The following is a 14,386-nucleotide window of genomic DNA, read 5'->3' as shown; positions in this document are numbered from 1 at the left end:
CGCAGAGAAAGTCGGAGAAACTGAATAAGAGGCGTGATGAGGCAAAATAAAAAAAGCCCGAAGCGAAAACGGTATTAATGTTTCCCTTCGGGCTGTAGCGAACGGTCAGGCGTTAGTCGACCTGCTTAACGTCCACGCGCAGTTCTTTCGGCACTTCAAACACGATATTCTCTTCACGGCCGATCAGCTCGATGGCCGCTTCGCCGCCCAGCTCGCGCAGACGCTGGATAACCTGCTGCACCAGAATATCCGGTGCGGAAGCGCCCGCCGTGACGCCCACGCAGCCGACGTCCTTGATCCAGGCTTCCTGGATATCGTCCGCCGAATCGATCAGCCGCGCCAGTTTGCCCGCGCGCTGGGCCAGCTCGGCCAGACGGTTGGAGTTGGAAGAGTTGCGTGAACCGACCACCAGCACCACGTCCGCATCCTTCGCCAGCGTGCGTACCGCTTCCTGACGGTTAGTGGTGGCGTAGCAGATATCATCTTTACGCGGCCCGACGATCTTCGGGAAGCGATCGCGCAGCGCGTCGATTACTTCGGAAGTGTCATCCACGGAAAGCGTGGTCTGGGTCATAAAGCAAAGGTTATCTTCGTTTTTGACCTGGAGCTTGTATACGTCCGCAGGCGACTCCACCAGATACATGCCGCCAGCCGGATTGCTGTACTGACCCATGGTGCCTTCCACTTCCGGGTGCCCGGCATGACCAATCAGGATCGCTTCCGTGCCCTTACGGCTGGCGCGCGCCACTTCCATATGCACCTTGGTCACCAGCGGACAGGTGGCGTCAAACAGCATGGTCAGGTTGCGCGCTTTGGCTTCCGCCCGCACCGCCTGAGAAACGCCGTGCGCGGAGAAGATCAGGATCGAGTCGTCCGGCACTTCGCTGATTTCTTCAATGAAGATAGCGCCGCGCTCGCGCAGGCTGTTAACCACGTAACGGTTGTGCACCACTTCATGCCGCACGTAGATAGGCGCGCCATACATCTCCAGCGCGCGCTCTACGATGCTGATGGCGCGATCGACGCCGGCACAAAAGCCACGTGGATTAGCCAGCAGGATTTGCATGGTTCGCCTCCAGTACCGGATCAATTTCCAGCACTTCTACATCAAAGTGAATCGTTTGTCCGGCCAGCGGATGGTTGAAGTCCACGGTAATCGAATCCCCGGAGATTTCGCGGATTACGCCCGGCATTTCGTTGCCGTCCATGCCGCTGAACAGCATGATGGCGCCGACTTCCGGTTCGCCCGCTTCCGTAAAGTCACGGCGCGAAAAATACTGGATCAGATCCGGGCTGGCCTGGCCGAAAGCGGCATCCGGGCCGAGCGAAAACGCTTTTTTGTCGCCGGGCTTCAGGCCCAGCAACTGCTCTTCCAGCTCGCCGGAAAGGCTGCCGTCGCCCAGGCTGAACAGCGCGGGCTTGCCGTTATCCCGCGTTGATTCCGCCGTGGAGCCGTCGGCGAGTTTTAAGGTGAAATGCACCAGCACCGCGCTGTTACGCTGTACAGAATCAGTCATGCCCTGCCCTTTTGGCTTTGCCGGCGGGCGTTAAAAAGCCCTCCAGCACGATCAGCGCGGCACCGATACAGATGCCGCAGTCTGCGATATTAAACGTGGCAAAATGCCAGTCGCCCACGTAGAAGTCGATAAAATCGACCACAAAGCCGTGGTAAGCGCGATCGAACAGATTGCCCAACGCGCCGCCAATAATCAGCGCGTAAGCGATATTGTTCAGCTTCTTGCTGGCTTCGGTGCGGTACATCATCACCAGCAGCGCGACGGCAATCGCCACCGCAATCGCGGCGAAGAACCAACGCTGCCAGCCGCCTTTATCCGCCAGGAAGCTGAACGCCGCACCGTAGTTGTGCGCGTAGAAAAAGTTAAAGAACGGCATCACCGACATCGACTCGTGCAGCATCAGCGTATTCATAATCCACTGCTTGCTGCCGAAGTCGACGGCGATCACCACCAGCACCAGCCACAGCCAGCGCAGTCCGGTCGAAAAAATCGGCCTGTTCATCAGGCGAACTTACGCTGTTCGCCAGCGCCGCTGACGTTGGTGACGCAGCGGCCACAGATTTGCGCTTCCCGATCGATATCGGTCGCGTAGTGCCAGCAGCGCGGGCACTTCTCGCCTTCCGCTTTATGCAGCGCGATCTTCAGGCCTTTTACCAGCTCGCTTTGCTGAGCTTCGGACGTGGCCAGCGCATAATCCGCGACCTGGGTGCCGGAAGTCAGCAGTACGAAGCGCAGCTCGTCGCCCAGGCTGGTCAGCTTCTGCGCCAGGTCGGCGTCGGCATACAGCGTGACGGTCGCTTCCAGCGAGCCGCCCACGCGCTTGTCGGCGCGCGCCTGCTCAATGACCTTGTTAACTTCGCCGCGCACTTTCAGCAGTTCCGCCCAGAAACCATCGTTCATCGACTCGCTTTCCGCCAGACCAAACAGCCCGTCGTACCACTCTTCGGTAAAGACATACTTCTCACGTTTGCCCGGCAGCTCGTTCCAGATTTCATCCGCGGTAAACGACATGATCGGCGCCATCCAGCGCACCAGCGCTTCCGCGATGTAGTAGAGCGCGGTCTGGCAGCTGCGACGCGCCAGGCCGTCGGCTTTGGCGGTGTACTGACGGTCTTTGATGATATCCAGGTAGAAGGAGCCCATCTCAACCGAGCAGAACTGCATCAGACGCTGCACCACTTCGTGGAAGTCGTAGCTGTCGTAAGAGGCGACAATCGCATCCTGCGCGGCTTTCGCGCGGCCTACGGCCCAGCGATCCAGCACCACCATCTCTTCCGGGCTGACCATATCCGTTTCCGGGTTGAAGCCGTTCAGGTTAGCCAGCAGGAAGCGCGCGGTGTTACGGATACGACGATAAGCATCCGCAGAGCGCTTCAGGATTTCGTCCGATACTGCCATTTCGCCGGAGTAGTCGGTAGAAGCCACCCACAGGCGCAGAATATCGCCGCCCAGCTTGTTCATTACGTCCTGCGGCGACACGGTGTTGCCGATCGACTTGGACATCTTGCGGCCCTGACCGTCCACGGTAAAACCGTGCGTCAGCACCTGGCGATAAGGCGCCTTGCCTTTCATCGCCGTGGAAATCATCAGCGAGGACATAAACCAGCCGCGATGCTGATCCGAGCCTTCCAGATACATATCCGGCGTGTGGCCTTCAAATTCCGGACGCGCATCCACCACCGAATAGCTGGTGGAGCCGGAATCGAACCATACGTCCAGCGTATCCGGCACCTTGACGTAGTTTTCCGCGTCGTCGCCCATCAGCTCCTTCGCGTCCAGATCCCACCAGGCCTGGATGCCGTCCTGCTCGACGCGCTGCGCCACTTTTTCCATCAGCGCCAGCGTATCCGGATGCAGCTGCTCGGTCTCTTTATGCACGAACAGCGCCATCGGCACGCCCCAGGTGCGCTGGCGTGAAATACACCAGTCGGGACGGTTGGCAACCATAGATTCGATCCGCGCCTGGCCCCAGTCCGGGATCCACTGCACGCCTTTGATCTCTTTCAGCGACTGCTCGCGCAGGCCTTTCTGATCCATGCTGATAAACCACTGCGGCGTGGCGCGGAAAATGATGGGCGTTTTGTGACGCCAGCAGTGCGGATAGCTGTGCAGCAGTTTTTCCACGTGCAGCAGCGCGCCTTTTTCACGCAGCAGCTCAACGATCATATCGTTGGCTTTAAAGACGTTTACGCCATCCAGCGTCGGGTAAGTGCCCGGCAGGTAGCGTCCATCCGGGCCGACCGGGTTGGCCGCTTCGATACCGTATTTCTGTCCGATAACGTAGTCGTCCGGGCCGTGGCCTGGTGCCGTATGCACCGCACCGGTACCCGCTTCCAGCGTTACGTGCTCGCCCAGCACCACCGGAGAAGTGATGTCGAGGAAAGGATGACGGAAAGGCTGCAGCTCCAGCGCCGCGCCTTTGGCTTCGCCCAGCACCTGCCAGTCGCTGACGCCGGCACGTTTCATCACGCTTGCCACCAGATCTTTCGCCAGGATCAGCGCGCGCCCTTCGATCTGCACCAGCTGGTAGTCAAATTCAGGGTGCAGAGAGATAGCGCGGTTAGCCGGCATGGTCCACGGCGTGGTGGTCCAGATAACCAGCGAGATCGGGCCTTCTACGCTGTCAGCGCCGAATTTAGCACGCACGGCGTCGGCATCTACCGCGTTGAACATCACGTCGATAGAAGGCGAGGTTTTGTCGTAGTACTCCACTTCTGCTTCCGCCAGCGCGGAGCGGCAGTCCAGGCACCAGTGCACCGGCTTGGCGCCTTTATGCAGGTGGCCGTTGCCGATGATTTTGCCCAGCGCGCGAATGATATTGGCTTCGGTCTGGAAATTCATCGTCAGGTAAGGACGATCCCAGTCGCCCAGCACGCCAAGACGGATAAAGTCTTTTTTCTGGCCTTCAACCTGCTCTGCCGCATAGTTACGGCACGCCTCGCGGAATTCAGCCGCCGTGACCTTCTCGCCCGGCTTGCCGATCATCTGCTCGACCTTGTGTTCGATAGGCAGACCGTGGCAGTCCCAGCCCGGCACATAAGGCGAATCGAAGCCCGCCAGGCCTTTGGACTTAACGATAATGTCTTTCAGAATCTTGTTGACGGAGTGACCAATATGAATGCTGCCGTTCGCGTAGGGAGGGCCGTCATGCAGGATAAAGGTTTTTTTCCCTTTTTTGGCTTCGCGGATGATGCCGTACAGATTGTCAGCATACCAACGTTGCAGCATTCCCGGTTCGCGTTTGGCCAGATCGCCACGCATCGGGAACCCCGTTTCCGGCAAATTCAGGGTAGATTTATAGTCACTCATCAGATTCTCGATTCCGTATTCCGCTTCTGTTTAAACCGGTGCGCTCAGCCCAAAAAAAGTTCGGGCCGCCACCACGTCTTTAGCAATTTGCTCTTTGAGCGCGTCAAGCGAGGAAAAACGCTGCTCGTTTCGTATTTTTTCGCACAGCACCACTTCTATATGGCGCCCGTACAGGTCAATTGCAACGTCCAGCAGATGCACTTCCAGCTGCTGACGTATGCCCGCTACCGTGGGGCGCGTGCCGATATTGGCGACGCCGGGCAGCGGCTTGTCGCCCAGGCCGCGGACCTCGACGGCATACACGCCTTTTACCGGCGAAACATAGCGTCTTAACGGCAGGTTAGCGGTGGGAAAGCCGATGGTGCGGCCCAGCGCGTCGCCGTGCACTACGCGGCCGGAGATGCTGAAAGGGTGCCCCAGAAGCGTGGCCGCCAGCGGCAGATTGTCTTCCGCCAGCGCCTGGCGCACCGCCGTGCTGCTGATGCGCTTGCCGTCGTCGCAAAAAGTCTGGGTGCTGATAACGTCAAAACCGTAGTCGGCGCCCGCTTTCTGTAATAACAGGAAATCCCCTTCGCGACCAGCGCCAAAGCGGAAATCGTCGCCGACCGCCAGCAACCGTACACCCAGCTTATCGACCAGCAGATCGGCGACAAAACTGTGTGCCGACAGCGCGGCAAAGCGTCGGTCGAAACGCAGGCAAAGCACCGCGTCCACGCCCGCCTCGTCCAGGTAGCGAAGTTTTTCGCGCAGTCGCGTCAGCCGCGCAGGCGCTTTATCGGCCGCAAACAGCTCCAGCGGCTGCGGCTCGAACAGCATCACCACCACCGGTAAATTACGTTTACGCCCTTCTTCGCGCAGCCGGGACAGCAGCGCCTGATGGCCGCGATGTACGCCATCGAAATTGCCAATGGTGAGAACGCAGCCGCGATGCTGCTCCCGGAGGTTATGTATGCCGCGGATAAACTTCATGGCTGGCTCAGGTTCGTGGAAATCGGCGGATTATATACCAACTACCACCAGGAAGGTTAACCCGCGAATGCGCCTTTACCGCGTTAATGCGGGCTTTTTCTGTCGCGGCTGACGGGCGATACCATTTTTCTTGTGAATAAGCTGTATTCATCGCCATGAAGCTGGTAGAATCTTGCGCCATCGAAACGTAACCAGGTGTCGTTGTTTCAGCGGCGCTTATTTGCACAAATCCATTGACAACCACGGGCTAAAGAGGCATATTCCTCGGCCTTTGAATTGTCCTCATAGAACTATTTGGGAGTTGGACCTTGGCTAATATCAAATCAGCTAAGAAACGCGCCGTAACGTCTGAGAAGCGTCGTAAGCACAACGCTAGCCGTCGTTCAATGTTGCGTACTTTTATCAAGAAGGTATACGCGGCTATCGCTACTGGCGATAAAGCAGCTGCGCAGACTGCATTTAATGAAATGCAGCCTATTGTGGACCGTCAGGCAGCTAAAGGCCTGATCCACAAAAACAAAGCGGCACGTCATAAAGCAAACCTGACTGCTCAGATCAACAAACTGGCTTAATCGCCCGTCTGTTAATCAGCTTTGATAAAGAAACCTGCTCAGGCAGGTTTTTTTATGCCCGGCGTTTGGCTCCGGGCTTTTTTATGTCCGCCATTCGGCCCCGGCCTGAGTTTGCCGCCTCCTGAACGCCGGCCTTAGCCGCAAGAGACAACGGCAAGCGGTGAGCCTGCCGTCGTCCTCAATCAGCGCAGCTTGATACGCAGCAGCGTATAGCCTACCAGCGCAGAAACAATCGAGCCGGTAAGAATACCCAGCTTCGCCAGCGTCACCATCTCCTCATGCTGCGCATCGAAAGCCAGCGAGGCGATAAATATCGACATGGTAAAGCCAATCCCGCACAGCACGCCGATGGCGCAAATATCCTGCATACGCGTGTTTTCCGGCAGCGCCGCGATGCGCAGCCTGACGGCCAGCCAGCAGATTAGCGTGATACCTAACGGTTTGCCGATAAACAACCCTAAAATAATGCCCAGCGGCACGGCGGAGAACAAACCGTCCAGCGAGACGCCGCTCAGCGAAACGCCGGCATTGGCGAAGGCAAACAGCGGCAGGATCAGCCAGCTGACCCAGGGCGCAAGCCCGTGAGCCAGGTGGATAGCCGGAGAATGGCCGTTCTGTTTCTCCAGCGGCACAAAGAAGCCGACAATCACGCCGGCCAGCGTGGCGTGCACGCCCGACTTCAGCACCGCTACCCACAGCACCATGCCAACCAGCATATAAATAGCGATATTACGCACGCCCAGCCGGTTCAGTAACGCCAGCACCACGATAGCCCCGGCGGCCACGCCAAGCGAAGCCAGCGACAGATCCTGCGTATAAAAGAAGGCGATGATCAGGATAGCGCCCAGGTCATCAATCACCGCCAGCGCCATAAGAAACATTTTCAACGCTGGCGGCACGCGGCTGCCCAGCAGCGCCAGAATACCCAAAGCAAAAGCGATATCCGTGGCGGTAGGAATAGCCCAGCCGTGAACGGCCAGCGGATCGTTATGATTGAGCAGGGCAAAAATCGCGCCGGGCGCGATCATGCCGCCAATAGCCGCAATCAGCGGGAACATGGCCCGTTCACGCGTGGCCAGCGAGCCGGAAACCAGCTCGTGTTTGACTTCCAGCCCAATCATCAAAAAGAACAGCGCCATCAACGCATCGTTGATCCACAGCAGCAGATTTTTGCTGATATCCAGCGAGCCAAAACGGAATTCCACCGGCATGGCAAGAAGAGACTGGTAGGCTTGTTGGGTGCCGGCCGAATTGGCCAGATACATGGCGATAGCGGCAGCGATAATCAATACCACGCCGCCGGTTGCTTCATTATTGAGTAATCGCTTAATCGCGGATTTCATTGCAATCTTTCCTGATAAACAAATCGTGCGGCCTGACAGCATACGCGTTTCTGACGGCAGGAAAAACGGTTTGCGGTGGTTTATCGGGCAAAAAGGCTGCCGGAGAAATTATTTACGAGGCGCGCCGCATCGCGCTGTTAACGCCCTTAACCGGATAAAACGGGCATGACATGATGTCGGCATTATTTTTCTGATTCAGGATCGATGATGAAAACCCTTTCGCCTGTACCGCATGATGGACTATTTAAAACTTTTCTGACTAATACCGACACCGCGCGGGATTTTCTGTCGTTCGATCTGCCGCCGGAGCTGCTTGAAATCTGCGATATCACCACCTTGCAGCTGGAGTCGGGCAGCTTTATTGAAGAGAATTTGCGGACTTATTTCGCCGACGTGCTCTATTCATTGCGGACCAGTAACGGCACGGGCTATATCTATACGCTAATAGAGCACCAGAGCAGTTCGGATAAGCATATGGCCTTCCGCCTGATGCGCTACGCGATAGCGGCTATGCAGCGACATATAGAGGCGGGACACACGGCGCTGCCTTTGGTCGTCCCGCTGCTGTTTTGTCATGGTCGCGCCACGCCCTGGCCCTATACCACAGACTGGACGGCGCTGTTCGCTGAGCCGGAGCTGGCCCGACGGCTCTATACCCGAAGCTTTCCGCTGATTGACGTCGGCGCGATGGATGATGCGGATATCATGAAACACCGCCGGATGGCGATGCTGGAGCTGCTGCTGAAGCACGCCAGAACGCGCGACCTGGCGGAGCTGACGGAACAGTTGGTGACCCTGTTGCTTGCAGGTTATACTACGAACGAGCAGTTAGTAACCTCAATGAACTGGATGATGCAAATCGGCACGGCGGGTAATCCGGAAAAGCTGCTGCAGGAGCTGACCAGCCATTTATCGTCACAGGAGGACGTGTTGATGACTATTGCAGAATACCTTGAACAAAAAGGATTAACTAAAGGGCTTCAAAAAGGGCGAACCGAAGGCGAGCGCGAGGCCACGCTAAAAATTGCCCGCGCCTTGCTACAGAATGGCATTGCCCCCGACACGGTATCGAAAACAACCGGCCTGTCGGAGCAGGAACTCACCAGCCTCAGCCAGGCCAACCCAACGGCGTAGCCCTGGCGCTGACCCCTTTGCGCTTGCCATAAAAAACGGGCGGTTTAAGCCGCCCGTCTGGTTCTGCACGCTATAAAGGCTAGCGGGTCAGATCGTCAAAGAACTTCTTCACGCCGTCGAAAAAGCTTTTCGAACGCGGACTGTTCTTCTCGCCGCCCACGCCGCCAAAGCTCTCTTCCAGCTCGCGCAGCAGGCTTTTCTGCTTCTCGCTCAGGCTGACCGGCGTTTCCACGACCACACGGCACAGCAGGTCGCCCTGCGCGCCGCCGCGTACGGATTTAACGCCTTTGCCGCGCATACGGAACAGTTTACCGGTCTGCGTTTCCGCAGGCACTTTCAGCTTAACGCGCCCGTCCAGCGTCGGCACTTCGATTTCGCCGCCCAGCGCCGCCATTGCAAAGTTGATCGGCACTTCGCAGTACAGGTTATTCTCTTCACGTTCAAAGATAGGATGCTTGCGCACCTGCACCTGAACGTAAAGATCGCCCGCTGGTGCGCCGTGCTCGCCCGCTTCGCCTTCGCCTGAAAGACGGATGCGGTCACCGGTATCCACGCCTGCCGGGATTTTTACCGACAGCGTTTTAGAACGCTCTACGCGGCCATGTCCATGACAGGCGTTGCAGGGATCTTTGATAACGGAACCGCGACCGTGACAGGTCGGACACGCCTGCTGCACGGTGAAAAAGCCCTGACGCATCTGGACCTGACCCTGACCGTGACAGGTCGGACAGGTTTGCGGCTGCGTGCCCGCTTTGGCGCCGCTGCCGTGGCAGACGTCGCACTCTTCCAGCGTAGGGATGCGGATCTCTTTGGACACGCCGCGGACGGCTTCTTCAAGCGTCAGCTCCATGTTGTAGCGCAAATCGGCGCCGCGCGCAGCACGCTGCTGACGGCGTCCTCCGCCGAAGATATCGCCGAACACGTCGCCAAAGATATCGCTGAAGTCTGCGCCGCCGCCGCCAAAACCGCCGCCGCCGCCACCCATGCCGCCCTGTTCAAAGGCTGCGTGACCGTACTGGTCATAAGCCGCACGCTTCTGCGCGTCGGTCAGAATTTCGTAGGCTTCTTTGACTTCTTTAAATTTTGCTTCTGATTCTTTGTCGCCCGGATTGCGATCGGGGTGATGCTTCATCGCCAGGCGTTTATAGGCCTTTTTGATTTCGCGCTCGTCCGCCGATCGCGAAACGCCCAAAATCTCGTAGTAGTCTTGCTTCGCCATTATGGTGATCCTGCCCTAAATATGCGTGAACGGGCGTGGAGAACACTCCGACGCCCGTAGGTTTCACTGGGGGCCTTGCGGCCCGCCGTGCCCGCTCAAGGGCGATTATTTTTTGTCTTTAACTTCTTCGAACTCGGCGTCGACCACGTCGTCGTCTTTCTTCGCGGAAGCGTCGGCTGCATCAGCTGCGCCGCCAGCGGCCTGCTGCTGCTGAGCGAACTCCATCAGCTTGCTGGAGACTTCCATCAGCGCCTGCATTTTCGCTTCGATTTCCGCTTTGTCTTCGCCTTTCAGCGCGGTGTTCAGATCGGTCAGCGCGGCTTCGATTGGCGCTTTGTCGTCCGCAGGCAGTTTGTCGCCCGCTTCGTCCAGCTGCTTACGGGTGCTGTGCGACAGATGATCGGCCTGGTTGCGAACCTGTACCAGCTCTTCAAACTTACGGTCTGCTTCGGCGTTAGCCTCGGCGTCGCGCACCATTTTTTCGATTTCATCGTCGTTCAGACCAGAAGAAGCCTTGATGGTGATCTTCTGCTCTTTACCGCTGTTTTTGTCTTTCGCAGAGACATGTAGAATACCGTCGGCGTCGATATCGAAGGTCACTTCGATCTGCGGCATACCGCGTGGCGCTGCCTGAATGCCGTCCAGGTTAAACTGGCCCAGCGATTTGTTGTCCGCCGCGCGCTTACGCTCACCCTGCACCACGTGAATGGTTACCGCAGACTGGTTGTCTTCCGCCGTTGAGAACACCTGGCTGTGCTTGGTCGGGATAGTGGTGTTCTTGGCAATCAGCGCGGTCATCACGCCGCCCATGGTTTCGATACCCAGGGACAGAGGAGTAACATCCAGCAGCAGCACGTCTTTCACGTCGCCTGCCAGTACGCCGCCCTGCACCGCTGCGCCTACCGCTACCGCTTCGTCCGGGTTCACGTCTTTACGCGGCTCTTTGCCGAAGAACTCGGCCACTTTCGCCTGCACCATTGGCATACGAGTCTGACCGCCGACCAGGATAACGTCGTTGATGTCGGAAACAGACAGGCCAGCATCCTGCAGAGCCACTTTCAGCGGCTCGATAGAACGGCTCACCAGATCTTCTACCAGCGATTCCAGCTTCGCACGGGTCACTTTGATGTTCAGGTGTTTAGGACCTGTTGCATCAGCAGTGATGTACGGCAGGTTAACGTCGGTCTGCTGTGCGGAAGAAAGCTCGATTTTCGCTTTTTCTGCCGCTTCTTTCAGACGCTGCATCGCCAGCGGATCGTTGTGCAGATCGATGCCCTGATCTTTCTTAAATTCTGCTACCAGATAGTTGATCATACGGCTGTCGAAGTCTTCGCCGCCCAGGTGGGTGTCACCGTTGGTCGCCAGCACTTCGAAAGTTTTTTCGCCGTCAACTTCATCGATTTCGATAATAGAGATATCGAACGTACCGCCGCCCAGGTCATATACCGCGATAGTACGGTTGCCCTGGCCTTTGTCCATACCGTAAGCCAGCGCGGCTGCGGTTGGTTCGTTGATGATACGTTTTACGTCCAGACCTGCGATACGGCCGGCATCTTTGGTCGCCTGACGCTGCGCATCGTTAAAGTAGGCTGGTACGGTGATAACCGCTTCGGTTACCGGCTCGCCCAGGTAATCTTCCGCCGTTTTCTTCATTTTTTTCAGCACTTCAGCAGAAACCTGCGGCGGTGCCATTTTCTGGCCTTTTACGTCCAGCCATGCGTCGCCGTTGTCGGCGCCAACGATCTGGTAAGGCATGATTTTAATATCACGCTGCACTTCTTCGTCCTGGAAGCGACGGCCAATCAGGCGCTTGATCGCAAACAGGGTGTTCTGTGGGTTAGTCACGGCCTGGCGTTTAGCAGGCTGACCAACCAGCGTTTCACCATCCTGGGTGTAAGCGATGATGGATGGCGTAGTGCGATCGCCTTCCGCATTCTCCAGTACACGCGCTTTGCCGCCATCCATGATCGCGACACAAGAGTTTGTTGTACCTAAGTCAATACCAATAATCTTGCCCATCTAAACGTCTCCCACTTAAATTCATTTCAAATCAGGTTATGCACACTTAATGCGGGCGGTTTTGGCCGTTTCAACTCCCGGCTTCACGCTTTTTTTCGCTACATAACCCTGGATGCCAAATAAGATGGGGCCTGCGCGCCCGGCATCAAGGGGCGAGTTAAAAAAAATTTCGTTTTTATCCTTATGGCAGATCAATGTCGCCCCGCCGATGGCTCTTTATGATGCCGCGCGCTTTGCAGGAAAGCGGCGGTCAGCCGCCCTGCCCGCGCCTCTTCTTAATTTCTGTTATAGCTGAGGACTTATGCATAACAACAAACTGGCCAATCCTGGGCCGCTGGGCCTGATGGGGTTTGGGATGACCACCATACTGCTGAACCTGCACAACGCAGGATTTTTCCCGTTAACGTCCGTGGTGCTCAGCATGGGCATTTTTTTTGGCGGCCTCGCGCAGATCCTGGCTGGCCTGCTGGAATATAAAAAAGGCAACACTTTCGGCCTGACGGCGTTTACCGCCTATGGCTGCTTCTGGCTAAGTCTGGTCGGCATGCTGCTGCTGCCGTCGCTGGGGCTGGCTGCGCCGACGGATGCGGTTTTCCTTGGCGTCTGGCTGGCGCTGTGGGGCATTTTCACCCTGTTTATGTTCTTCGGCACGTTGCAGGCCAACCGCGCCTTGCAGTTTGTTTTTGCCAGCCTGACGCTGCTGTTCGCATTGCTAGCGACAGGCAATATCAGCGGCAGCGAGCGCATTCTGACGCTGGCCGGTTTCGAAGGCATTATTTGCGGCGCGAGCGCGATCTATCTGGCGATGGCGGAAGTGATTAACGAACAGCTGGCGCGCAAGGCGCTGCCAATTGGCGAGGTAACGCGGGCATAAAAAAAGCCCCGTGTGGATAATCACGGGGCCTGTCTTTTAGCGAACGCTGACCTGATTTAATAACGGTTGCCTGTCGCTACGCAGCAGCCAGCCGCCCAGCACAAAGCCCATCGCCGCCAGGCTCAGCACGTACCAGAGCGGCGCCATGGGTGTCAGCTTCATGATAAAAGTGACGCAAATGGGCGTCAGCCCACCAAAAATGGCGTAGGCGACGTTATAGGAAAACGAAATGCCGGTGAAACGCACGTCCGCCGGAAACGCTTTCACCATAATAAAAGGCGTGATGCCCACTACCCCTACGCACAGGCCAGCCAGCGCATAGGCGGCATAAAGATACTGTGGCGCAGCCGCGGCCACGTAAAAAAAGCAGGCGCTGCCGCCCGCCAGCAGCAGGCTGCCGACCATCAACGTCTTACCCGCGCCGAAACGATCTGCCGCCGCGCCCGCCACCACGCAGCCGATAAGCAGCATAACGGTCGCCAGGCTGTTGGCCTGTAAAGTTTGCGCCGCCGGTAGCCCATAGGTTTTTTGCAGCAGCGCGGGTGCCATCAAAATGACCACCACGATACAGGCGGAAAGCAGCCAGGTCAGCAGCATGGAAACGATCACGCTCCGACGATGCGCCCTGACGATGGTTTTCAGCGGCAGCTCCTGCGCCAGCGCCTTGCGTGCCTGCATTTCCGTAAAGACCGGCGTTTCATGCAGCCAGCGGCGCAGATAAAGCGCGATCAGGCCAAAAATCCCGCCCAGAAAAAAAGGAATGCGCCAGCCGAATGTCGCGATGCTTTGGGCCGACAGCGTGGTGGCGATCAGCGTGGCAACCAGCGATCCCAATAAAATACCCGCCGTCAGTCCGGCGGTCAGCGTGCCGCAGGCGAAACCGATCCGTTTTTCCGGCACGTGCTCCGCCACAAAAACCCAGGCACCGGGCACTTCGCCGCCGATGGCCGCGCCCTGTAACAGGCGCAACAGCAGCAGCAGTACGGGTGCCGCCACGCCCAGCGACGCATAGTCAGGCAGCAGCCCCATCGCCAGCGTCGGCAGGGCCATCAGCAGGATGCTCAGGCTGAACATTTTCTTCCTTCCCCTGCTGTCACCAAAATGCGCCATGATAATGCCGCCAAGCGGCCGCGCCAGATAGCCTGCGGCAAAGATGCCGAAGGTCTGCATCTGTCTTAGCCAGTCGGGGATATCAGCCGGAAAGAAGCGTTCGCCTATGACCGCCGCGAAAAAAACGAAGATGATAAAATCATAGAACTCCAGCGCGCCGCCCAGGGCGGCCAGAGAGAGGGTTTTGTAATCCTGCCGGTTCAATCGGCGAGTGCTGTTATTGTGCATAATCGTCGCGCAGCCAGAAGTGAGGGAATAAGAGCGTGTAAAGCCAGCATGACTATACCGTTCATTTTCCGCTACACCAGCAGCGCTGAACT

Annotated in this window: 12 protein-coding genes; 3 read left to right on the top strand and 9 right to left on the bottom strand. The window is 57.4% G+C overall.

Annotated elements, in window-relative coordinates; translation table 11 throughout:
* Positions 1–112 precede the first annotated feature (112 nt).
* From ispH to ribF, 5 genes are read right to left on the bottom strand one after another with little or no spacing between them, the layout of a single operon-like run.
* Positions 113–1,066 carry a 4-hydroxy-3-methylbut-2-enyl diphosphate reductase gene (ispH, locus tag ACVWZ0_RS04295; RefSeq protein WP_253455373.1) on the bottom strand — a complete coding sequence of 318 codons (954 nt, stop codon included), beginning with the start codon at positions 1,064–1,066 and terminating at the stop codon, positions 113–115.
* Complete coding sequence (gene fkpB, locus ACVWZ0_RS04290; protein ID WP_253455374.1) at positions 1,047–1,517, bottom strand: FKBP-type peptidyl-prolyl cis-trans isomerase; 471 nt, start codon at positions 1,515–1,517, stop codon at positions 1,047–1,049. The genes ispH and fkpB overlap by 20 nt, the downstream gene beginning before the upstream one ends.
* Positions 1,510–2,019, bottom strand: coding sequence for a signal peptidase II (gene lspA / locus ACVWZ0_RS04285; protein ID WP_253455375.1), 510 nt, complete (start codon positions 2,017–2,019; stop codon positions 1,510–1,512). Before lspA ends, fkpB begins: the two co-directional genes overlap by 8 nt.
* On the bottom strand, positions 2,019–4,826 hold the full coding sequence (gene ileS / locus ACVWZ0_RS04280) for an isoleucine--tRNA ligase (RefSeq protein WP_253455376.1): 2,808 nt from the start codon (positions 4,824–4,826) through the stop codon (positions 2,019–2,021). Before ileS ends, lspA begins: the two co-directional genes overlap by 1 nt.
* Before the next feature lie 30 nt (positions 4,827–4,856).
* A complete protein-coding gene (ribF, locus tag ACVWZ0_RS04275; RefSeq protein ID WP_253455377.1) occupies positions 4,857–5,795 on the bottom strand; it encodes a bifunctional riboflavin kinase/FAD synthetase in 939 nt (312 codons plus the stop codon).
* Positions 5,796–6,103: 308 nt separating this feature from the next.
* Between ribF and rpsT the strand changes: the two genes are divergently transcribed.
* Entirely contained in the window at positions 6,104–6,367 is a 264-nt protein-coding gene (gene rpsT, locus ACVWZ0_RS04270) for a 30S ribosomal protein S20 (RefSeq protein ID WP_125290520.1), read from the top strand.
* Positions 6,368–6,549: 182 nt separating this feature from the next.
* Here rpsT and nhaA read toward each other — a convergent pair whose 3' ends face one another.
* Positions 6,550–7,710, bottom strand: coding sequence for a Na+/H+ antiporter NhaA (gene nhaA, locus ACVWZ0_RS04265; protein ID WP_253455378.1), 1,161 nt, complete (start codon positions 7,708–7,710; stop codon positions 6,550–6,552).
* Positions 7,711–7,914: 204 nt separating this feature from the next.
* Between nhaA and ACVWZ0_RS04260 the strand changes: the two genes are divergently transcribed.
* Positions 7,915–8,844 carry an Rpn family recombination-promoting nuclease/putative transposase gene (locus tag ACVWZ0_RS04260; protein ID WP_253455379.1) on the top strand — a complete coding sequence of 310 codons (930 nt, stop codon included), beginning with the start codon at positions 7,915–7,917 and terminating at the stop codon, positions 8,842–8,844.
* Between the two features lie 79 nt (positions 8,845–8,923).
* Here ACVWZ0_RS04260 and dnaJ read toward each other — a convergent pair whose 3' ends face one another.
* Together dnaJ and dnaK are read right to left on the bottom strand one after the other, a co-directional pair.
* Entirely contained in the window at positions 8,924–10,063 is a 1,140-nt protein-coding gene (dnaJ, locus tag ACVWZ0_RS04255; RefSeq protein WP_125290517.1) for a molecular chaperone DnaJ, read from the bottom strand.
* Between the two features lie 105 nt (positions 10,064–10,168).
* On the bottom strand, positions 10,169–12,082 hold the full coding sequence (dnaK, locus tag ACVWZ0_RS04250) for a molecular chaperone DnaK (protein WP_253455380.1): 1,914 nt from the start codon (positions 12,080–12,082) through the stop codon (positions 10,169–10,171).
* Between the two features lie 301 nt (positions 12,083–12,383).
* On the opposite strand from dnaK, the gene satP reads away from it, so the two are divergent.
* Positions 12,384–12,956 (top strand): acetate uptake transporter, encoded by a 573-nt coding sequence (satP, locus tag ACVWZ0_RS04245; protein ID WP_253455381.1) that lies wholly within the window; start codon positions 12,384–12,386, stop codon positions 12,954–12,956.
* Between the two features lie 36 nt (positions 12,957–12,992).
* Here satP and ACVWZ0_RS04240 read toward each other — a convergent pair whose 3' ends face one another.
* A complete protein-coding gene (locus tag ACVWZ0_RS04240) occupies positions 12,993–14,294 on the bottom strand; it encodes an MFS transporter (protein WP_253455382.1) in 1,302 nt (433 codons plus the stop codon).
* Between the last annotated feature and the right edge of the window lie 92 nt (positions 14,295–14,386).

It is taken from the genome of Erwinia sp. TECH1, from assembly GCF_054057575.1.
This window is presented reverse-complemented; position numbering and strand designations above follow the sequence as displayed.